The organism is Niveibacterium sp. COAC-50 (genome assembly GCF_013184235.1).
In the GTDB taxonomy this organism is placed as follows: domain Bacteria; phylum Pseudomonadota; class Gammaproteobacteria; order Burkholderiales; family Rhodocyclaceae; genus Niveibacterium; species Niveibacterium microcysteis.
In genome coordinates this window covers 1,163,781-1,182,595 of record NZ_JABCJM010000001.1, presented here as the reverse complement: position 1 = coordinate 1,182,595, position 18,815 = coordinate 1,163,781, and the positions used below count along the sequence as shown (strand labels likewise).

Here is an 18,815-nt window from a genome sequence, read left to right as displayed (position 1 = left end):
CTCAGCCGACCTCGTCAAAGCCAAGGGCGCTGCGCGCAAGCAGCGCCCTCATTGCTTCTGCGGCCCGCAGTGGCAATCGATAGCGCACATACGGGCTGATCTGGGTTTCCTGTGGGTTGATTTCGACCGTCGGCACCCCTGCCCGGATCGCCCAGGCAACCGGCTCCACGATGTACGGAAACGTGCTGGTGGTGCCAATGCTGAAAACCAGATCGAAGCCCTCGGCGATCTCAGAGTAAAGGCGCTCGAGGTTGCGCTCGTCGAGCCGTTCGCCGAAGAGCACCACCTCGGGCCGCATCAGCGCGCCACAGTGGTGACATACAGGCGGCAGTGGCCGCCCGATCAAGGTATCGACCGTTTCGCGACCGCCGCACTGAAGGCAGCGCAAGCGGCGCAGGTTTCCATGAATCTCGATCAGGTTCTGGCTGCCCGCAGCATGGTGCAGGCCATCAATGTTCTGCGTCAGCACCAGCGAATACGTACCGTTCGCCTCGATCATGCTCAGCGCACGGTGTGCGTCATTCGGGGCGGCGCCGTGGCACGCGACCTCGATCTGGGCGAGGTACTTCCAAGTCAGATCCGGACGTTGGCGGAGCATTTCACCGGAGAGCATGTCTTCGATATCAAGCCCCTCTTCTGTCGCCTGACCGTCGTAGAGCCCATTGATGCCGCGGTACGTGGGCAAGCCGGAATCCGCCGAGATACCAGCGCCGGTGATGAACAGCACGCGCTGCGCCCGACGCAAATGGGCGGCGATCGCGGAGAGTTCGGGTTCCAGGTTGGACAACATGGCTCAGTCTCGCTGTGGGGATAGCCGGAATTCCAGCACATCGGCATTCGCGGCCAGATCGTGCGCCAGGTCCGCACTGCGGCCCTTGCCGTATGACTTCAAAGCGACCTGGTATTCGAAGTAGTTGCCACCGTCACCAAGCCGATACGAGGTTTCCAGCAGCGAAAACCCGTGCCGCTCAGCCAGATTGCGCAGCGCCTGCTCATCGGGCGTGCGCGCTCGAGGAAAACGCACATTCAGGTGCGTCAGGGTCTGACGCGGCAGTCGCCGCTCCAGCCAGTGCATACCGCTCAGCAGCGAAACCGTCAGGATCGCCGAGACAATCGCCGCGAGGTGAAAACCCAAACCGAGCAAGACACCCACGGCGGAAGTCACCCAGATCGACGCGGCGGTGGACAAGCCCTTGATCGTCAGCCCTTCACGCACGATCATGCCGGCGCCGAGAAATCCGATGCCGGTGACGATGCCCTGGATCACCCGCGTCGGGTCACCACCTCCGCCCAAAGGGAACTTGCCGCCGTACCAAACCTCGGGAAACCCCAGCACGGCGGTCAGCGCGGTCGATGCCAGGCACACCAGCGCATAAGTGCGCATGCCGGCAGCGCGCCCATGGAAGGATCGCTCGTAACCGATCAACGAGCCGAGCAGACACGCGGCGACGAGGTGCAGCAGCACGAAGACGTTCGCGCTGATGAATGTAGCCGACCAGTGGTGACTGAGGAGTTCCATGGCCGCCATCCTAATCATTCACGGGCTTGCCTGCGAAATGCCGCACGCTTTGCCGAGGCGGCCGGTACTTACCGAAACGTTCAGGTTGAGTCAGCCGATTCGCCCGTCTACAGTTATGGGTTTTCTGTCGCCAGCCCATTAGAAACCGTCGCGGCCTCGCCGCACTCAGCCCCCGCCGTGAGACAACTCACCCTAGACCTGCGCCCGGAGCGCACGCCACGCTTCGACAACTTCGTCGTCGGCGCGAACGGCGAAGCGCTCGACACTGTCCGCCTGCTCGCGAGCTTCGGGCAGCCGGCGGCCGTCTATCTATGGGGTGAATCGGGCAGCGGCTGCAGCCATCTGCTGACGGCCGCGCTGGCTGAAACGCGCGCGGCCGGGCGCGAAGCGGCCCTCGCCGGCCCGGTTGTCGAAGATGCCGACTACCCACTGCCCGAACGCGGGCTGCTGTGCGTCGACAACGCGCAGGATCTGGACGCCGCAGGCGCTGCCGCGCTGTTCCGCGCCTTCATCCGCGCCCCGGCCCGCCAATGCGCCTTGCTGATCGCCGGCAAGGTGCCGCCCTCGGGCCTGCGGCTGCGCGAAGACGTTCGAACGCGCATCGGCCAGTGCCTGATCTTCGAGCTCAAGGCGCTCGATGACGGCCAGAAACAAGAGATGCTGGCGCTCTACGGGCTGAGCCGAGGCCTGATGCTCGAGCCGGACCTGATCGGCTGGCTGCTGCGGCACGGGCGCCGCGATCTGCCCTCACTGCTCGCGGCCATCGATCAGCTTGACGACGTGTCGCTGGCCCGCCACCGCAACCCCACCCTGCCCCTGCTGCGCGACCTGATGCAGGGCGAGCAGTACCCGCCGGAGGATTCATGAATCTCGCGCTGTTCGATCTCGACAACACACTGCTCGCTGGCGACAGCGACTATGAGTGGGGTCAGTTCATCGTCGATCACGGTCTGGTCGACCGCACCGAGTACGAAGCGCGCAATGCCGAGTTTTACGAGCAGTACAAAGCCGGCACGATGAACATCTTCGAATACCTCGCGTTCGCGCTCGGGCCCCTTGCCAAGCGCCCTCGCGCTGAACTCGAAGTCTTGCACGAGCAGTTCATGCGCGAGCGGGTCGACGGCATGTGGCTGCCCGCAGCCCAGGCGCTGGTCGACCAGCACATCGCCGCGGGCGACATGTGCGCGGTGGTCACGGCCACCAATGCCTTCGTCACCGGCCCGATCGTGCGCAAGCTGGGCGTGCCGCACATGGTTGCCACCACGCCGGCCCAGGAAGCTGGCGAATTCACCGGCGCGCCGCGCGGCACACCCGCCTTCCAGGCGGGCAAGATCGAGCGCGTGGAACACTGGCTCGAATCGATGGGCCTGCACTGGGGCAGTTTCGAGCGCACCTGGTTCTACAGCGATTCGCGCAACGACCTGCCCCTGCTGGAGCGCGTCAGCGACCCGGTCGCGGTTGATCCGGACCCAACCTTGCGCGCACACGCCGAGCGCCATGGCTGGAAGATCCTGAGCCTGCGTGGTTAATCCGCCCCAGCTGTTACAATTAGTGGATTTTTCAAAGAAAAAGACGAATAGCCACCCAATGATCCGCAAGCTTCTGCGCCGTGTTTTCCGCCGCGACCCGGTGACCGCCACCGCGCTTCGCTCCATCGAACCGGCCATCATTCCGGTTGCCCAGCACGGCATTACGCGCGATCGCATTTCGCCGGCGTCCCGGCGTGTATGCGGCACGCTGCAGGAAGCGGGTTTCAAGGCCTTCGTTGTGGGCGGCGCAGTACGCGACCTGATCGCCGGCATCACGCCGAAAGATTACGACGTCGCCACCGATGCCACGCCCGATCAGGTGCGCGAGCTGTTCCGCCGCTCGCGCATCATCGGCCGCCGCTTCCGCATCGTGCATGTGATGAGCGGGCCGGAAACGATCGAAGTCTCCACCTTCCGCGCGTCGCAGAGCGAAGACACCAACACCGACGAACACGGCCGCATCCTCGCCGACAACGTGTGGGGCTCGCAGGCCGAAGACGCGACGCGACGCGATTTCACGATCAACGCGCTGTACTACGACCCGAGCAGCGAAACGGTGATCGACTATCACCACGGCGTCGGCGACCTCAAGCAGAAGACGCTGCGCATGATCGGCGACCCGGTCACCCGCTACCGCGAAGACCCGGTGCGCATGCTTCGCGCAGTGCGCATGGCGGCCAAGCTGGGCTTGGTCATCGACCCTGCCGCGCGCAAGCCGATCCTGGAACTGGCCGAGCTGCTCGAAAACGTACCGCCGGCCCGGCTGTTCGACGAAATGCTCAAGCTGCTGACCAGCGGACACGCCGTCGCGTGCCTCAAGCAGTTGCGCGAGGAAGGCCTGCATACCGGCCTGCTGCCCTTGCTGGACGTGATCCTTCAGCAGCCGATGGGCGAGCGTTTCGTCTGGCTTGCGCTGGAGAACACCGACGATCGCGTGCGTGCCGGCAAACCGGTATCGCCCGGTTTCCTGTTCGCCACGCTGCTGTGGCACGAAGCACTGGCCAGTTGGGAAGCACGCAAGGCACGCGGCGAGCCCTCGCAGGCCGCGCTCTTCGACGCGATGTCGGAGGTGCTGGATCAGCAAGCCGAGAAGCTTGCGATCACGCGCAAGATTTCGGCCGACATCAAGGAAATCTGGGCCCTGCAGCCGCGCTTCGAGCGGCGCGCAGGCAAGGCGCCACATCGCCTGCTCGAACAGCCGCGCTATCGCGCTGGTTACGACTTCCTGCGGCTGCGCGCGCTGAGCGGCGAAGTGCCGATGGAACTCGCGGAATGGTGGAATGATTTTGCCGACGCCAATCCGGATTCGCGCGAGACCATGCTGGTGCCCGACCGAGACGGCATTGCCAAGAAGCGTCGCCGCCGTCGCCGCAAACCGGGCGGTGCCGCCGACAACGCCGCGTCAGGCAAGGAATGATTCCGCTGGTGCGCGCCTGGGTCGCGCTGGGCGCCAACCTTGGCGACCCGCGCGCGGCACTCGATCGCGCCTTCGAATCGCTTGCGCGCCTGCCGCAAAGCCGGCTGGTGGCGCGCTCGTCGCACTACAGCTCCGCTCCGGTCGATGCCCCGGGCCAGCCCGACTACTGGAACGCCGTCGCGGCGCTCGACACGGGCCTGGAACCGCTGTCCTTGCTGCGCGCCCTGCAAACGATCGAGACCAGCAACGGCCGCGAACGCAGTTTCCGCAATGCGCCGCGCACGCTTGACCTCGATCTGCTGCTCTACGGCGACATTACGCTCGACACCCCGGAACTGATCCTGCCGCACCCACGCATGCACCAACGCGCTTTCGTGCTGGTGCCGCTGGCCGAGATCGACCCCGACCTGCGCCTGCCCGGCCACGGCCGCGTCTCGGCCTTGCTGCCATCGGTGCGGGATCAAAGAATCGAGCGGATCGAGTAAGCACGCCGCATGGCGCCAGCATGTCAAAGCAGCGAACGGCCGGCTTGTGTATGCTTGGCGAGGTCTAAATCAACAGTTCAGGACGCAGGACAGCATGCTCGACAAGGCGCGCCATATCGTCGTGGAAGGTCCGATCGGTGCTGGCAAGACCAGCTTCGCACAGCGGCTCGCACGCCGGCTCGATGCCGATCTGATGCTCGAACAACCCGAGCTGAATCCGTTCCTTGAACGCTTCTACGACAACATGGATCGTTGGGCGCTGGCGACACAGGTCTCGTTCCTGTACCAGCGACACGATCTGCTGACGCAATTCGCCAATCACCCGGCGGATCGGCGTGTGGTGTCGGATTTCCTGATCGAAAAGGATCCGCTGTTCGCCGGCCTCACCTTGGGCGCCGACGAAGAGCGGCTCTACCAGCGGCTCTACGCCACACTGCAGCCGCAGATTCCGCGGCCCGACCTGGTGATCTACCTGCAGGCGCAGCCCGAAATCCTGATGGATCGCGTACGCAAGCGCGGCGTCGGCGCCGAGCGCAACATCACCGAGAGTTACCTCGCCAACGTTTCCGAACGCTACGCGAGCTTCTTCCATCAGTACGACGCCGCACCGCTGTTCATCGTGAATGCCGAGGTGCTCAACCCGGTCGATCACGACGACGACTTCGAACTGCTGGTCGAACGCCTGACCGCCATGCGCAGCTACCGCGAATTCTTCGGCTACGCCCAGTAATCCATCCACCGCCCTAACGCAAGGACGCAGGTTGCCGGCCCGATCGGCGGGCAGCCCTCCGGACCCGGCAATCCGCATGGATCCGCAACGCGCCCGCAGCCAGGAAGTCCCACGATGACCTATCTCCAGAACGACCGCCCAGTGACCCTCCATGAGCTCGCGAAAATGCGGGCAGAAGGTCGCAAGATCGCGATGCTGACCTGCTACGACGCCAGCTTTGCCGCTTTGCTCGAGCGCAACGGCGTCGACGTCTTGCTGGTCGGCGACTCGCTCGGCAACGTATTGCAAGGCCAGAGCAGCACACTGCCGGTCACGCTCGAACACATGGTCTATCACACGCAGTGCGTCGCGCGCGGCAGCAAGCGGCCGATGATCGTGGCAGACATGCCCTTCGGCAGCTACCAGGAAAGTCCGCAGCAAGCGCTGCGCAATGCGGCGCCGTTGATGGCCGCCGGCGCACATATGGTCAAGCTGGAAGGCGGCGCCTACATGGCGGAAACCGTGCGCTTCCTGGTCGAACGCGGCATTCCGGTATGCGCGCACATCGGGCTCACGCCGCAAGCAGTCAACCAGCTCGGCGGCTATCGGGTACAAGGTCGTACCGAAGAAGGCGCACGCCAGTTGATCAGCGACGCGCTGGCGCTGGAAGCGGCCGGCGCGGCGCTCGTGGTGCTGGAAATGGTGCCGGCGACGGTCGCCGCCGAATTGACGGCCGCCCTCACCACAATGGCGACGATCGGCATCGGCGCCGGCAAGGACACCGATGGCCAGGTCCTGGTGCTGCATGACATGCTGGGCATCTTCCCCGGCCGGAAGGCGCGTTTCGTGCGTAACTTCATGGACGGTGCGAGCACGATCGACGATGCCGTCGCACGCTATGTGACGGCGGTGCAGGACGGCAGCTTCCCGGCACCTGAACACACTTACTAAACACAAAGAAAAAGGGCCGCAGACAGCGGCCCTTTTTGCATCTGAGCGCGAATACTCAGCTCTTCTTTGCGTCGGTTTTCTTGTCTGCCGTTTTGCTCGGCGACTTCGTCGAAGCGGATTTCTTGGCGTCTGCGCTGGCCTTGTGGTCGGCCATGTCACCACCGGGGCAGGCAAATGCGGGCGCCGACAGCAGCAAGGCTGCAACGCAGGCAAGGGAATACATTGATTTCATGGGGCAGCCTCCTCGGGGAACAGGCTGTCAATCTAGCAGGCTGCTCGCCCCATGTCAGCCTCGGGCGAAAAATAGCGCCGCCATTACGATGCCCGTCAGCACGATCGCCGACCGCAGTATCGGCGGCGGAAGCCGACGCCCCAGACGCGCGCCGAGGTAGCCACCGATCACCGCTGCGACCATCATCGGCAGCGCCTTCTGCCACACAACGACACCGCCCAGTGCATAAAGCACGGCAGCAATCGTGGTCAGCACCGCCGACACCAGGTTCTTCAGCGCGTTGGCGCGATTCAGACTGCGCTCCCCGAGCAAGCCATACATCGCGAGCAACAGAATCCCAAGGCCGCCGTTGAAATAGCCACCGTACACCGACACGATGGCGACGCCTGCCGCCGCCGCGCCCGCACCCGCCTCGCCCTTGCCGCGCCGCGCGAGCCGCGCCAACAACCAGGGCGCCAGCGCGAACAGCAGCGTCGCCAACAGCAGGAGCCAGGGCACGATGCGTTGGAATGCGGCATTCGGCGTGATCAACAGCAACCCGGCACCCGCCGCACCGCCTACAAGGCTTAACAGCAGGGTCAAGCCGAGCCGCCGGCGGTCGAGACTCCCCAATTCGCGGCGGAAGCCCAGCGTGCTCGCAACATAGCCCGGCAGCAGCGCAAGCGTGCCGGACGCATTCGCCGCGACCGGCGGCACGCCCGCGAAAACCAGCGCTGGCAGCGTGAGGAAGCTCCCGCCCCCGGCCACTGCGTTGAGCCCGCCGGCAAGCAGAGCCGCCAGCAGCAGAACCGCCCACTCGAGGCTCATGTCATCGCCCGCCTTCGTTTCCGCGGCGGAAGTTGCCGGTAGCGCGCGCCATCAAGCCTTGTGCGGAGGCGTGGTCAGCGCTCGCGATGCGTGCTAGGAATCGGCTCGCATCGGTGCCAGCCAGCACCGTGACGGTACGACCATGCCAGTCGATGAAGACGCGATCGTCGGCCGTCTTTCGCCAAGCGAACACCGCGCCTCGTCCGTGCGCGCTCATTCTTCCGTGGCCCAGGCCCGGCTGCGGCCGACTGCGTCGCGCCAGCGCGCGAGACGCCGGGCCGCCTCGTCGCGCGATATGGCGGGTGCGAAAGCGCGCTCGATCTCACCGTCTGGCGACGAGGGGTCGGACCCAATGCCCACGTAGCGGGCTGCGAGTCGCGCGGCGCCCAGCGCAGTGCTTTCGGTCACCCGGGGCCGCAGTACCGGTACACCGAGAAGATCTGCCTGAATCTGCATCAGCAAATCGTTGGCGCAAGCGCCGCCATCCACCCGCATCGACTCGATCTGAAGTCCCGCATCGGCTTCCATGGCGGCCAGCAACTCTGCCGACTGGAAGGCGATCGATTCGAGCGCCGCCCGGGCAATGTGCGCGCGAGTCGTTCCGCGTGTGAGGCCGAACAGGCTGCCGCGCGCGAGCGGGTCCCAGTACGGCGAGCCGAGCCCGGCGAAGGCCGGCACGAAGCAGACGCCATCGGAATCCGGCACCGAACGCGCAAGCGCCTCTACCTCGGCCGCACTGCGGATGATGCCGAGCCCGTCGCGCAGCCACTGGACGACTGCACCACCGACGAACACGCTGCCTTCGATGGCGAACACCGGCGTCGCGTCGGTTTGCGCCGCGGCGGTCGTCAGCAGCCCATTGCGCGAAGGCGTCGCCACTTCGCCGGTGTGCATCAACATGAAGCAACCGGTGCCGTAGGTGTTCTTGACCATGCCCGGGGCAACACATCCTTGGCCAAACAGGGCGGCTTGCTGATCACCGGCCACACCGCCGATGCGCACTGGCGCCCCCAACCGATCGGGGAGTGTTTCGCCAAAATCGGCCGCAGAAGGCCGAACCTCCGGCAGCAGCTCGCGCGGCACGTTCAGGTGCGCCAGCAACTCATCGTCCCAGCAATGGTCGCGGATGTTGTACATCAGCGTGCGCGAAGCGTTGCTGACATCCGTCGCATGCACTCGCCCGCCGGTGAGCCGCCAGATCAGCCAGGTATCGACGGTGCCGAAAGCCAGTTCGCCGCGCGCTGCACGCTCCCGCGCGCCGGGCACCGCATCGAGTATCCACGCGAGCTTGGTACCGGAAAAATAAGGATCCAGCAGGAGCCCGGTCCGCTCACGGAACATGTCGGCCAGCCCGGCATCCCGGAGCGCCGCACAGTGGGCGGCGGTACGGCGGTCCTGCCACACGATCGCGGGATGAATCGCGCGACCGCTCTGACGTTCCCATACCAAGGTCGTCTCACGCTGGTTCGTGATGCCCATGGCGGCTACGTCGCGCGCGCCGATGCCGGCCTTCGCCAAGGCCTGCCGCGCGGTATCGAGCTGGCTTTGCCAGATTGCCTCTGGATCGTGCTCGACCCAGCCGGGCTGCGGATAGCGCTGAGGGAACTCCTGCTGCGCCATCGCGATGATCGCGCCGCCCTCGTCAAAGATGATCGTCCGGGAACTGGTCGTCCCCTGATCCAGCGCCATCAGATACGCCATGCGTTCGCCTCCCCTCAGGATCCGTGATCGTACGCGGCCAGGTGGCTAGTCGCCCAGCCCCGCACGGTGTCGCTCGATCCAGCGCTGCAACGCACCGACTTCCTCGTCCGCCGCGCCGAGGCCGAGCTTGGTGCGCCGCCACAGGATGTCCTCCGCCGTGAGGGCGAACTCCTCCCGCATGAGGTAACGTGCTTCGCTCCCGAACAAGCCAGGAATGATCTCGTCACCAAGATCCGCCGTGTCCGTGACGCCCTCCAGCAGCGCTTCCATGCGGCTACCGTAAGTGCGCGCATAACGTTCGATCAGGGCCGGTGGGAGCCTTGGCCAGCGCAGCAGCTGACGCTGCACGAAGGCATCGATATCTGCACCAGGCAGGTCGCCGCCGGGCAAAGGCGCGTCGGCCGTCCAGGGCGGCGCGCTGTTGCCCAACTGTGAGGCCACGGCTTCCATCACCTCTTCGGCTAGTTTTCGGTAGGTCGTGAGTTTGCCGCCGAACACCGACAGCAAGGGCGCGCGCGCGGTGTCGAGCTCCAGCGCGTAGTCGCGCGTCACGCTGGCCGCCTCGCCTGCATCATCGTCGAGCAAAGGGCGGACGCCTGAGAACTGCCATGCCACCTCATCCGGCCGGATCGGTTCCAGGAAGTAACGATTGGCCATGCGGCACAGGTAGCTGACCTCATCGGGCTCGATTGCCACCTTGGCCGGATCGCCGCGGTAGTCGAGATCTGTCGTGCCGATCAAGCAGTAGTCGCGCTCAAACGGAATCGCAAAGATGATCCGACGATCAGGATTCTGGAAAATGTACGCATACGGGTGCTCAAAGCGGCGACGCACGACGATGTGGCTGCCCTTCACGAGGCGCACTGCCTTGGCGCTACCGACGCGCAGGACGCCATGCAACAGGCTGCTGACCCACGGCCCGGCAGCATTGACGAGCATTCTCGCGGACACCGCCTCGCGACCACCATGCTGGTTCTGCAGCGTCAGCGACCAGGCCTCGTCATCCCGCCGTGCTGCCACAAGTGACGCGCGGGTGGCGATTCTCGCGCCGCGCTCGTGGGCGTCCATGGCATTGAGCACGACCAGGCGCGCGTCCTGAACCCAGGCATCCGAGTATTCAAAACCACGCACGAACGCCGGCTGCAAGGCATGCCCGGCCGGGTGCCTTCGCAGATCGACACCGCACGAGCCCGGCAAACGCTCGCGAACCGCGAGATGGTCGTACAGAAACAAGCCGGCGCGAATCATCCAGGCGGGCCGTTGCCCCTCGTCGTGGGGCATCACGAACCGCATCGGGCCGATGATGTGGGGCGCCGCTCGCAACAGCACCTCGCGTTCCTGCAGCGCCTTTCGCACCAGGCCGAACTCACGGTATTCGAGATATCGAAGCCCACCATGAATCAGCTTTGTGCTGGCGCTTGAGGTGTGTGAGGCGAGATCATCCTGCTCGCACAACATCACCGACAAGCCGCGCCCCGCGGCATCGCGCGCGATGCCCGCGCCGTTGATGCCGCCGCCCACCACAAACAGGTCGTAAGCCGCCAAGTGACTGCCCTCCCTCGCGTCGCATCGGCAACGCGCCTGCAAGGGGTTAACGGCCTCGCGAGTGAGATGCTGAGCTGCAGCGCCCGGCGCCGGCGCGGCCGATGCGCAACCTTCGCGCGAGGCTGCGGGGCATGCACAAGCCAATGGCGGATTTTGTGGTTTACCGCTATTGGATTGGCAATTTCACAACAGTCGCGCTTGCGCGCGGCACCAATCCGGTCGCCCTGATTGTTGTGTCACAGCCCCCTCGGTAGAGTCGCCAGCACACCTCGGCAAAGCCGGGGCTCACGCCACGCAGCAAACCGGTGCCGACCCCGATCTCACCCATTCTTTCCGAACTCGCAAGCCGTCTGGCCGGCAACGAGCCAATCGCACTGTTCGAGAACAACCTCGACGCCGATGGGCTGACGCGCGTGTTCTCGCAGCCGGCAGGCATGGTGCTGGCGTGGGATGGCCCCACGGTGGCCAGCGCGCTCGTTGCAATCGAAGCGGCAAACGAGGCTGGCGAATGGATCACGCTCGCAGCCGACTACGAACTGGGCTACGCGCTGGAGCCAAGCCTTGCAGCGCGCCTTCCGCAAACCGGGCGCCCACTGCTGCAGGCGTGGCGTTGGCTACGTTGCGATGTCCTTGATCGACCCAAGACCGACGCACTCGTTGCACACGCTTTGGCGCTTCTGAACGATGACGAGGCCCAGGCCGGCCTGGGCGAGCTGCAGTTCGGTCTGGACGAGCGTGCTTACCGCGCTGCGCTTGAGCGAATCCGGCAGTTGATCGGCCTGGGTGACTGCTACCAGGTGAATTTCACATTTCCCGTCCGCGCGCGAAGCTACGGCCATCCGCTGGCGCTCTACGACCGCCTGCGCACCGCCCAACCGGTGCGGCATGGCGGCTACCTGCGTCACGCCGAAGGCGCCATCCTGTCGCGCTCACCGGAATTGTTCGTCGCGCGGGAGGGCAAGCGCCTCGTCACGCGGCCGATGAAAGGCACGGCGCCGCGCGGGCAAGCGCAAGCCCTTGCCGAGTCCGTCAAGGATCGCGCCGAGAACCTGATGATCGTCGACCTGCTTCGCAACGACCTTGGCAGGCTAGCGCCCAAGGGCGGCGTCCGGGTTGAGCGCCTGTTCGAGATCGAAGACTACGCGACGCTCCACCAGATGACCTCGACCGTCGTCGCAGCCCCCGTGAGCGCCGGCCTCGGAGAGGTATTCGGCGCCCTCTACCCGTGTGGCTCGGTAACCGGTGCGCCCAAGATCCGCGCGATGGAAATCATCCGCGAACTGGAAGCCGCACCGCGCGGCCTGTATTGCGGGGCGCTGGGCTGGCTGGCGCCGGATCGCAGCTTCAGCCTCAACGTTCCGATCCGCACCATGGAGCTCAACCAGCACGGTGACGCGCACATGGGCATTGGCAGCGGTATCGTCGCCGATTCAGACGCCGCCGCGGAATGGGCGGAATGCCACGTCAAAGCCCATTTCGCGACTCAACTCAAACCCGAGTTTGCCTTGTTCGAGACCTTGCGCTGTGACGGCGGCAAACACCCCTTCCCGCTTCTCGAACAGCATCTCGCCCGCCTCGGGCGCTCCGCGTCGGCACTCGGCTTTTCGTTCGACGCCGGCAGCGCGCGTGTGCTGCTGGCACGCACGGCTGCCGACCTGTCCGACGAGGGCCCGCACCGTGTGCGGCTCGCACTTTCCGCGGACGGTGCGCTGGCGATTGCCCATGCCCGGCTTGATCCCCTGCCAGCACATCCGACGGCGAGGCTAGCCCCCGAGCGACTGCGCGCGGAGGATTACCTCCTCCGCCACAAGACGACCCGCCGCACGCTCTACGACAGCGCCCTGCAACAAGCCATTGCCGACGGGCACTTTGACGCGCTGTTCTTCAATGAAGCCGGCGAACTGTGCGAAGGCGCCCGCAGCAACGTCTTCCTGAAGATCGGCGGGCAATTGCTGACGCCCCCCGTTGCCTGCGGGCTCTTGCCTGGCGTCATGCGGCAGACCCTGCTGGAAGCCGGCCAGGCCGCAGAGGCACGCCTCTACCGCCGCGATCTGCTGCGCGCCGAGGCGATTTACGTCAGCAATGCATTGCGCGGACTGCTCGCCGTAAGCCTCGCCGAATGAGCGCCGGCTGTGGCTTGCAGCCAACGCGTAGCTGCCTTCTGGCTTGACAAGCCGAAAAACATCGGGCAATGCGCCGACCTAAGGCCTATAATCCCGCCCTTCTTGAATCCGCGCGGCGAATTCGCAGGGCGTCCTGCTGCCGCGCTTGATGGGTACCTATGTCGTTTTCCGAACTCGGTCTGATTCCCGAATTGCTGCGCGCCGTTGAAGAAGCGGGCTACAGCGAGCCAACGCCAATCCAGCGTCAGGCGATCCCCGTTGTGCTGGAGGGTCGCGACGTCATGGGCGGCGCTCAGACCGGCACCGGCAAGACAGCGGGCTTCACGCTGCCCTTGCTGCACAAGCTCTCGCGCTGGGCCAATACCAGCGCATCGCCGGCCCGCCACCCGGTACGGGCGCTGATTCTTGCGCCAACCCGCGAACTGGCGATGCAGGTGCACGAATCAGTGCAAACCTACGCGAAATACCTCCCGCTCCGGGCCGCCTGTATCTACGGTGGCGTGGACATCAAACCGCAGCTCGATGAGCTTCGCCGCGGCGTGGAGGTCGTGGTAGCGACGCCGGGCCGGCTTCTCGACCACGTCGAGCAACGCAGCATTTCGCTCGGCCAGGTCGAGTTCGTCGTGCTCGACGAAGCCGACCGCATGCTGGACATGGGCTTCATCCCGGACATCCGCCGCATCCTGGCGCTGCTTCCGTCGCAACGTCAGAGCCTGCTGTTCTCGGCCACCTTCTCGGACGAGATCAAGAAGCTCGCCGACTCGATGCTCAAGAGCCCGCAACTGATCGAAGTCGCTCGCCGGAACATGGTCAGCGAGACGATCACGCACCGCGTGCACCCGGTTCCGGGCGCGGTAAAGCGCGATCTGCTGACCTGGCTGCTGCTTGAGGATGTGGCCGCGCCTCAAGTGCTGGTGTTCTGCAGCACGAAGCTCGCCTGCGCGCGCCTGGCCCGCCAGTTGCAGAAAGACGGCATCGCGGCCGATGCGATCCACGGCGACAAGAACCAGCAACAGCGAACCGAAGCGCTCGAAGGCTTCAAGAGCGGCGCGATCCGCGTGCTGGTGGCCACCGACGTCGCTGCGCGGGGACTCGATATCGATGACCTGCCCTGCGTCATCAACTACGAGCTGCCGCCCACCGCTGAAGACTACATCCACCGGATTGGTCGAACCGGCCGTGCCGGCAAGCAAGGCAATGCGATCTCGCTGGTTTCACCCGATGAGCACCTGCGCCTGACCGCAATTGAAAAGCTGATCAAGCTGAAGATCACGCAAGAGGTCGTGCCCGGCTTCGGCAGTGACGCCACCGCGGATTCGGCGCGCCGCATCCTGCGCAACCAGAACGCAGACCGTCGCGCCCATGCCTCGCCTGATCGCGAGCGGCCCCGCCACGCAGCGCCCGACACGCTCGAACGCAAGCCGAACCTTGCCGCCGACGGCTTTGATTTCAACCGCCCGTATGCCGAGAGCGAGTCGGCCCCGGTCGTGGCCGGAAAGGCCATCAGCCAGCCCAGCGCGCCACGCAAGGCAGGTCGTCCGATCCCTGTGCTGCTCGGCGGTAACGGGCGCTGAACTAACAGCGCATCGCAAAAGAAAAGGCGCCTTGCGGCGCCTTTTTCATTGACTCAGCGACAATCAGCCAGCCATTTCCTTCACGTGGGCGATCACGTCCGCCACGGCCTGCTGTGCGCTGCCGTACAGCATGCGGCAGTTATCCTCGTAGAACAGGGCGTTCTCGATACCCGAGTAGCCCGCACCCTTGCCGCGCTTGATCACGATGACGTTCTGCGCCTTGTCGGCATCCAGAATCGGCATGCCGTAGATCGGGCTCGACTTGTCCGTACGCGCCACCGGGTTCACCACGTCGTTTGCACCAATCACCAGGGCAACGTCGGCGAGCGGGAATTCGGCGTTGATCTCTTCAAGGTCGAAGATCTTGTCGTACGGCACACCCGCTTCGGCCAGCAGCACATTCATGTGCCCCGGCATGCGACCGGCAACCGGGTGAATCGCAAACTTCACCTCGACGCCTTCCTTCTCGAGCAACTGGGCCATTTCCCAGACCTTGTGCTGCGCGCCAGCCACCGCCATGCCGTAGCCCGGCACAACAATCACCTTCTGCGCATAGCGCATCATCGCAGCCGCATCGAGGCCAGAGACTTCCTTCATCGAACCCGCGATCGTGCCGCCAGCCTGCGCTTCGCCAGTGATCGGCTGGAACAGGATGTTGGTGAGCGGACGGTTCATCGCCTTGGCCATCAACTGGGTCAGCAGCGTACCGGCTGCGCCCACGACGATACCGGCGATGATCAATGCCGGATTGCCCAGCACATAGCCCTCAAAGCCCACCGCGAGGCCCGTGAAAGCATTGAACAGCGAGATCACGACCGGCATGTCGGCACCACCGATCGGCAGCGTCAACACGGCGCCCAACAGCAAGGCCAGTGCGAAGAACAGGATGATGTGCAAGGGCGACGGATGACCGCCCAACACGATCGCTACGCCAAAGCCGATCGTCACCAAGCCCAACACCACGTTCACCGCGTTCTGAGCCGGCAAACGGAACGCCTTCTGCATCACGCCCTGCAACTTCGCCCAAGCAACGCAGGAACCTGAGAACGACACAGCACCGATCAGCGCACCCAAGGTTGCGAGCGTCGTGACGACCGGGCCGGTGACATGACCCCGCGCGAATTCCAGCGCGGCAATGGCTGCAGCAGCGCCACCACCCATGCCGTTGTAGATGGCGACCATCTGCGGCATGTCGGTCATCTTGACGACCTTACCGGACCACCATGCCAGCGAACCGCCGAGCGCCAATGCGACGACGATCAGCAGCATGTTCCGCATGTCCGGGGTCAGGAACGTCACGACAGTCGCCAGCACCATGCCGGCACCCGCCCAGACGATGCCCTTGCGCGCCGAAACCGGCGAGGCCATCGCCTTGAGGCCCAGAATGAACAGAACCGCAACGACGAAGTACGAAATATTGATCAGCCAAGTTGCCCCGGTCATTTGGCCGCCTCCTTGCGGTCATCGCGCTTGAACATGGCGAGCATCCGTTCGGTTACCACGTAGCCGCCGGCCGCATTCGCCGCGCCGAGCACCACGGCAACAAAACCGATTGCCAGTTGCAGCGGATCGTTCGGGTCAGCGTTGCCGAGTGCCACCATCGCACCCACCAGCACCACGCCGTGCACAAAGTTGGACCCCGACATCAGCGGGGTATGCAGGATCACCGGCACGCGCGCGATGACCTCGTAGCCGGTAAATGCGGCCAGCATGAAGATGTAAATTGCCAGGAAGCCTTCCATTGCGGCGCTCCGTCAAAGTCCGAGAATCTTTTTCACGCCTTCGTGGCGCACCGCGCCGTCGTGCGTGAGACAGGTACCTGCGATCACCTCGTCGGTCCAGTCGATCGCCAGCGATCCATCCTTGATCATCGGCGAAACGAAGTTGTAGAGGTTCTTGGAGAACATCTCCGACGAGTGAGCGGCCATGCGGCTGGGCAGGTTGGTCGGGCCGACGATCAGCGCGGGGCCAACCCGAACCGCCTCACCAGCCACGGTACCTGCAACGTTGCCGCCCGATTCAGCCGCCATGTCGACCACGACAGCACCGGTCTTCATCTTCGCGACCATATCCGCGGAGATGATCTGCGGCGCCTTCTTGCCGGGGATCGCCGCCGTGGTGATCAGGGCGTCGCATTGCGCAACAGCCTTGCCAAGGCGCTCCGCCTGCTGACGCTTCTCGTCGTCGGTCAGTTCGCGGGCATAGCCGCCGGTACCCGCAGCAGAAACGCCGGTATCGACGAACTTGGCGCCGAGGGATTCGATCTGCTCCTTGGTTTCCGGACGCACGTCGTAGGCTTCGACCATCGCACCCATGCGGCGCGCCGTCGCAATTGCCTGCAGACCCGCGACACCCGCGCCGATGACGAGCACCTTTGCCGGCCGGATCGTGCCGGCCGCGTAGGTCAGCATCGGGAAGAACTTGGTGCAGTGGCTGGCGGCGATCAGTACGCACTGGTAGCCGGAACATGCCGCCTGCGATGAGAGGATGTCCATGCTCTGCGCACGCGAGATACGCGGCAGCAGTTCCATCGCGAAGGTCGTGATCCTGCGCTCGGCAAACAGCCGGGCACGATCCGCGCGCTGGTAGGGTTGCAGGCCTGCAACCAACACGGCACCCGGTTTGAGCTTGCCGATCAGTTCGTCGGAGGGCGGCTGGATCGCGAGCACCATGTCCGCCGCGAGCACCTCGTCGACACCGTCTGCCCAGCGCACATCGGCGAAATCGCCCTCTGCGATGCTGGCAGCGTCGGCGGCGCCGCGTTGAACAACAAGCTCGACTCCGAGCGCCCTGAAACGTTTAGCCACCTCGGGGACCAGCGCAACGCGCCGTTCGCCGGTGACTCGCTCGGCCAAAACGCCGATCGTCAGTGCCATGAAGCCTCCTGGTCAGATGCTGCCCATGCAGGGCAATGGCGCATATGCGCCGGAGTTGCCGGAAGCCTCTGCCCGCAAACGGACGAGCGCAGCCATCGAGGGCGCGCCGAACGTTGGGGGGAGTGCTGCGGCAACGACGAGCCGGCATCATACTGACTGCTGCCGTAATCTGAGAAGCGGAACCGCGCGCGAGTCCGATTACCAATGAGTTGGATCAAACCGGAGCAGTACATGCCGATCAAGTCAAAACCAGTCACCCGCCCCCGAAAGAAGGCGCGCCCGGATTACCGGAGGAAGATTGGCCAGCCGCCAGGCGCACTGATTCACTTGGGCGACATCAAGACGCCCTCGCCCGCGATCACCTTGTTCGAGTACGACCGGACCGGATTCAAGGAATGTCGATTCGCATCGGTCGCTGAATCTCGCAGCTTTGAGCCGGCCCACGACGTGGTCTGGCTCAACGTGTACGGCCTTCAACAGCCCGAGGTGATGAGCGAGATCGGCCGGCGTTTTGCCCTACACCCTCTGACGCTGGAAGACATCCTGAACACCCATCAGCGCCCGAAGCTCGACGACTACGGGAGCTATCTGTTCTTTGTGGCACGCGCCTGGCGCACAGCCGAGGATAGTGGTGAGTTGGTGTCAGATCAGGTCAGCATCGTGCTGGGCGAGCGCTTCGTGCTGACTTTTCAGGAGAGGCCAGGCGGCCTCTTCGATCCAATTCGGGAGCGGTTACGGCAAGGTAGCGGCCCAGCACGTGAGCGCGGACCCGACTACCTTGCCTATTCCTTGCTCGATGCGGTGGTTGACCGCTACTTCAACGTGCTGGAATCGCTCGGGGGCCAGATCGACCAACTGGAAGACACCATCGATCAGCCGCGGGCGGCGCACTTGATCACGGCCATCAACCGCCTCAAACACGACACCCGCGAACTTCGACGCACGGTTTGGCCGCTGCGCGAGGTCATCACCAGCCTGCAGCGCGTCGACGAGCGCTTCGTCAAACGCAGCACCGACATCTATCTGCGCGACGTCTATGACCATATCGTCCAGGTCGTCGAATCACTGGACAGCCTGCGCGACGCAACTGGCGACCTGCTCGATCTGCACATCTCACTCGACAGTCAGCGGCTGAATACCGAAGTACGCGCGTTGACGGTGGTATCGATGCTTTTCATGCCGGCAACGCTGATCAGCGGCATCTTCGGCATGAACTTCCAGACCATGCCGTGGTTGTCACTGCCCAACGGCTTCTGGTTCGCGCTCAGTTTGATGCTGGGCATCGCCAGCATCATGGGCCTGATTTTCTGGCGTCGGCAGTGGCTACAGAACAGCTGAGTCTGTCGG

At 64.7% G+C, this 18,815-nt stretch carries 19 protein-coding genes; 9 read left to right on the top strand and 10 right to left on the bottom strand.

Going from position 1 to position 18,815, the window contains the following annotated elements; translation table 11 throughout:
- Window position 1 precedes the first annotated feature (1 nt).
- Window positions 2-790 (bottom strand): NAD-dependent deacylase, encoded by a 789-nt coding sequence (locus HH302_RS05320; protein WP_172199185.1) that lies wholly within the window; start codon window positions 788-790, stop codon window positions 2-4.
- A 3-nt stretch (window positions 791-793) separates the two neighbouring features.
- On the bottom strand, window positions 794-1,519 hold the full coding sequence (locus HH302_RS05315) for an MgtC/SapB family protein (protein ID WP_172199183.1): 726 nt from the start codon (window positions 1,517-1,519) through the stop codon (window positions 794-796).
- Window positions 1,520-1,696: 177 nt separating this feature from the next.
- On the opposite strand from HH302_RS05315, the gene HH302_RS05310 reads away from it, so the two are divergent.
- From HH302_RS05310 to panB, 6 genes are all read left to right on the top strand, one after another.
- A complete protein-coding gene (locus HH302_RS05310) occupies window positions 1,697-2,386 on the top strand; it encodes a DnaA regulatory inactivator Hda (RefSeq protein ID WP_172199181.1) in 690 nt (229 codons plus the stop codon).
- Complete coding sequence (locus HH302_RS05305) at window positions 2,383-3,048, top strand: HAD family phosphatase (RefSeq protein ID WP_172199179.1); 666 nt, start codon at window positions 2,383-2,385, stop codon at window positions 3,046-3,048. The genes HH302_RS05310 and HH302_RS05305 overlap by 4 nt, the downstream gene beginning before the upstream one ends.
- Window positions 3,049-3,106: 58 nt before the next feature.
- Window positions 3,107-4,465, top strand: a complete 1,359-nt coding sequence (gene pcnB / locus HH302_RS05300; RefSeq protein ID WP_172199177.1) for a polynucleotide adenylyltransferase PcnB — start codon at window positions 3,107-3,109, stop codon at window positions 4,463-4,465.
- A complete protein-coding gene (gene folK, locus HH302_RS05295; protein ID WP_172199175.1) occupies window positions 4,462-4,950 on the top strand; it encodes a 2-amino-4-hydroxy-6-hydroxymethyldihydropteridine diphosphokinase in 489 nt (162 codons plus the stop codon). Before pcnB ends, folK begins: the two co-directional genes overlap by 4 nt.
- Window positions 4,951-5,044: 94 nt before the next feature.
- Window positions 5,045-5,680: a deoxynucleoside kinase gene (locus HH302_RS05290; protein ID WP_172199173.1), complete on the top strand. Its 636-nt coding sequence runs from the start codon at window positions 5,045-5,047 to the stop codon at window positions 5,678-5,680.
- Between the two features lie 114 nt (window positions 5,681-5,794).
- Window positions 5,795-6,610 (top strand): 3-methyl-2-oxobutanoate hydroxymethyltransferase, encoded by an 816-nt coding sequence (gene panB, locus HH302_RS05285; protein ID WP_172199171.1) that lies wholly within the window; start codon window positions 5,795-5,797, stop codon window positions 6,608-6,610.
- Window positions 6,611-6,665: 55 nt separating this feature from the next.
- Here the strand turns inward: panB and HH302_RS05280 are convergent, their stop codons facing one another.
- From HH302_RS05280 to glpD, 5 genes are read right to left on the bottom strand one after another with little or no spacing between them, the layout of a single operon-like run.
- The gene (locus tag HH302_RS05280; protein ID WP_172199168.1) at window positions 6,666-6,842 is read right to left on the bottom strand and encodes a hypothetical protein; all 177 of its coding nucleotides are present in this window, start codon (window positions 6,840-6,842) and stop codon (window positions 6,666-6,668) included.
- A 54-nt stretch (window positions 6,843-6,896) separates the two neighbouring features.
- Window positions 6,897-7,649 (bottom strand): sulfite exporter TauE/SafE family protein, encoded by a 753-nt coding sequence (locus HH302_RS05275; protein ID WP_172199165.1) that lies wholly within the window; start codon window positions 7,647-7,649, stop codon window positions 6,897-6,899.
- Between the two features lies 1 nt (window position 7,650).
- Window positions 7,651-7,842, bottom strand: coding sequence for a hypothetical protein (locus HH302_RS05270; protein WP_216661756.1), 192 nt, complete (start codon window positions 7,840-7,842; stop codon window positions 7,651-7,653).
- Window positions 7,843-7,862: 20 nt separating this feature from the next.
- On the bottom strand, window positions 7,863-9,350 hold the full coding sequence (gene glpK, locus HH302_RS05265) for a glycerol kinase GlpK (RefSeq protein WP_172199159.1): 1,488 nt from the start codon (window positions 9,348-9,350) through the stop codon (window positions 7,863-7,865).
- 45 nt (window positions 9,351-9,395) lie between these two features.
- Window positions 9,396-10,895: a glycerol-3-phosphate dehydrogenase gene (gene glpD / locus HH302_RS05260; protein ID WP_172199156.1), complete on the bottom strand. Its 1,500-nt coding sequence runs from the start codon at window positions 10,893-10,895 to the stop codon at window positions 9,396-9,398.
- 305 nt (window positions 10,896-11,200) lie between these two features.
- Between glpD and HH302_RS05255 the strand changes: the two genes are divergently transcribed.
- Both HH302_RS05255 and HH302_RS05250 read left to right on the top strand, forming a co-directional pair.
- The gene (locus HH302_RS05255; protein WP_172199153.1) at window positions 11,201-13,018 is read left to right on the top strand and encodes a bifunctional chorismate-binding protein/class IV aminotransferase; all 1,818 of its coding nucleotides are present in this window, start codon (window positions 11,201-11,203) and stop codon (window positions 13,016-13,018) included.
- 158 nt (window positions 13,019-13,176) lie between these two features.
- Window positions 13,177-14,592: a DEAD/DEAH box helicase gene (locus tag HH302_RS05250; RefSeq protein WP_172199150.1), complete on the top strand. Its 1,416-nt coding sequence runs from the start codon at window positions 13,177-13,179 to the stop codon at window positions 14,590-14,592.
- Between the two features lie 63 nt (window positions 14,593-14,655).
- On the opposite strand, the gene HH302_RS05245 is transcribed toward HH302_RS05250, so the two are convergent.
- The 3 genes from HH302_RS05245 to HH302_RS05235 are packed head-to-tail and all read right to left on the bottom strand — an operon-like array spanning window position 14,656 to window position 17,468.
- The gene (locus tag HH302_RS05245) at window positions 14,656-16,035 is read right to left on the bottom strand and encodes an NAD(P)(+) transhydrogenase (Re/Si-specific) subunit beta (RefSeq protein ID WP_172199147.1); all 1,380 of its coding nucleotides are present in this window, start codon (window positions 16,033-16,035) and stop codon (window positions 14,656-14,658) included.
- On the bottom strand, window positions 16,032-16,334 hold the full coding sequence (locus HH302_RS05240) for an NAD(P) transhydrogenase subunit alpha (RefSeq protein WP_172199144.1): 303 nt from the start codon (window positions 16,332-16,334) through the stop codon (window positions 16,032-16,034). Before HH302_RS05240 ends, HH302_RS05245 begins: the two co-directional genes overlap by 4 nt.
- 12 nt (window positions 16,335-16,346) lie before the next feature.
- Window positions 16,347-17,468 carry an NAD(P) transhydrogenase subunit alpha gene (locus tag HH302_RS05235; protein WP_172199141.1) on the bottom strand — a complete coding sequence of 374 codons (1,122 nt, stop codon included), beginning with the start codon at window positions 17,466-17,468 and terminating at the stop codon, window positions 16,347-16,349.
- A 231-nt stretch (window positions 17,469-17,699) separates the two neighbouring features.
- Here HH302_RS05235 and corA point away from each other — a divergent pair, with 231 nt between their 5' ends.
- Entirely contained in the window at window positions 17,700-18,806 is a 1,107-nt protein-coding gene (gene corA / locus HH302_RS05230; protein ID WP_172199138.1) for a magnesium/cobalt transporter CorA, read from the top strand.
- The last annotated feature ends 9 nt before the right edge of the window (window positions 18,807-18,815 follow it).

Bases quoted from the DNA above. Each gene is read 5' to 3' on its own strand.
- HH302_RS05320 (WP_172199185.1), bottom strand. From the start codon at position 790: ATGTTGTCCAACCTGGAACCCGAACTCTCCGCGATCGCCGCCCATTTG.
- HH302_RS05315 (WP_172199183.1), bottom strand. From the start codon at position 1,519: ATGGAACTCCTCAGTCACCACTGGTCGGCTACATTCATCAGCGCGAAC.
- HH302_RS05305 (WP_172199179.1), top strand. From the start codon at position 2,383: ATGAATCTCGCGCTGTTCGATCTCGACAACACACTGCTCGCTGGCGAC.
- pcnB (WP_172199177.1), top strand. From the start codon at position 3,107: ATGATCCGCAAGCTTCTGCGCCGTGTTTTCCGCCGCGACCCGGTGACC.
- folK (WP_172199175.1), top strand. From the start codon at position 4,462: ATGATTCCGCTGGTGCGCGCCTGGGTCGCGCTGGGCGCCAACCTTGGC.
- HH302_RS05290 (WP_172199173.1), top strand. From the start codon at position 5,045: ATGCTCGACAAGGCGCGCCATATCGTCGTGGAAGGTCCGATCGGTGCT.
- panB (WP_172199171.1), top strand. From the start codon at position 5,795: ATGACCTATCTCCAGAACGACCGCCCAGTGACCCTCCATGAGCTCGCG.
- HH302_RS05280 (WP_172199168.1), bottom strand. From the start codon at position 6,842: ATGAAATCAATGTATTCCCTTGCCTGCGTTGCAGCCTTGCTGCTGTCG.
- HH302_RS05275 (WP_172199165.1), bottom strand. From the start codon at position 7,649: ATGAGCCTCGAGTGGGCGGTTCTGCTGCTGGCGGCTCTGCTTGCCGGC.
- glpK (WP_172199159.1), bottom strand. From the start codon at position 9,350: ATGGCGTATCTGATGGCGCTGGATCAGGGGACGACCAGTTCCCGGACG.
- HH302_RS05250 (WP_172199150.1), top strand. From the start codon at position 13,177: ATGTCGTTTTCCGAACTCGGTCTGATTCCCGAATTGCTGCGCGCCGTT.
- HH302_RS05245 (WP_172199147.1), bottom strand. From the start codon at position 16,035: ATGACCGGGGCAACTTGGCTGATCAATATTTCGTACTTCGTCGTTGCG.
- HH302_RS05240 (WP_172199144.1), bottom strand. From the start codon at position 16,334: ATGGAAGGCTTCCTGGCAATTTACATCTTCATGCTGGCCGCATTTACC.
- HH302_RS05235 (WP_172199141.1), bottom strand. From the start codon at position 17,468: ATGGCACTGACGATCGGCGTTTTGGCCGAGCGAGTCACCGGCGAACGG.
- corA (WP_172199138.1), top strand. From the start codon at position 17,700: ATGCCGATCAAGTCAAAACCAGTCACCCGCCCCCGAAAGAAGGCGCGC.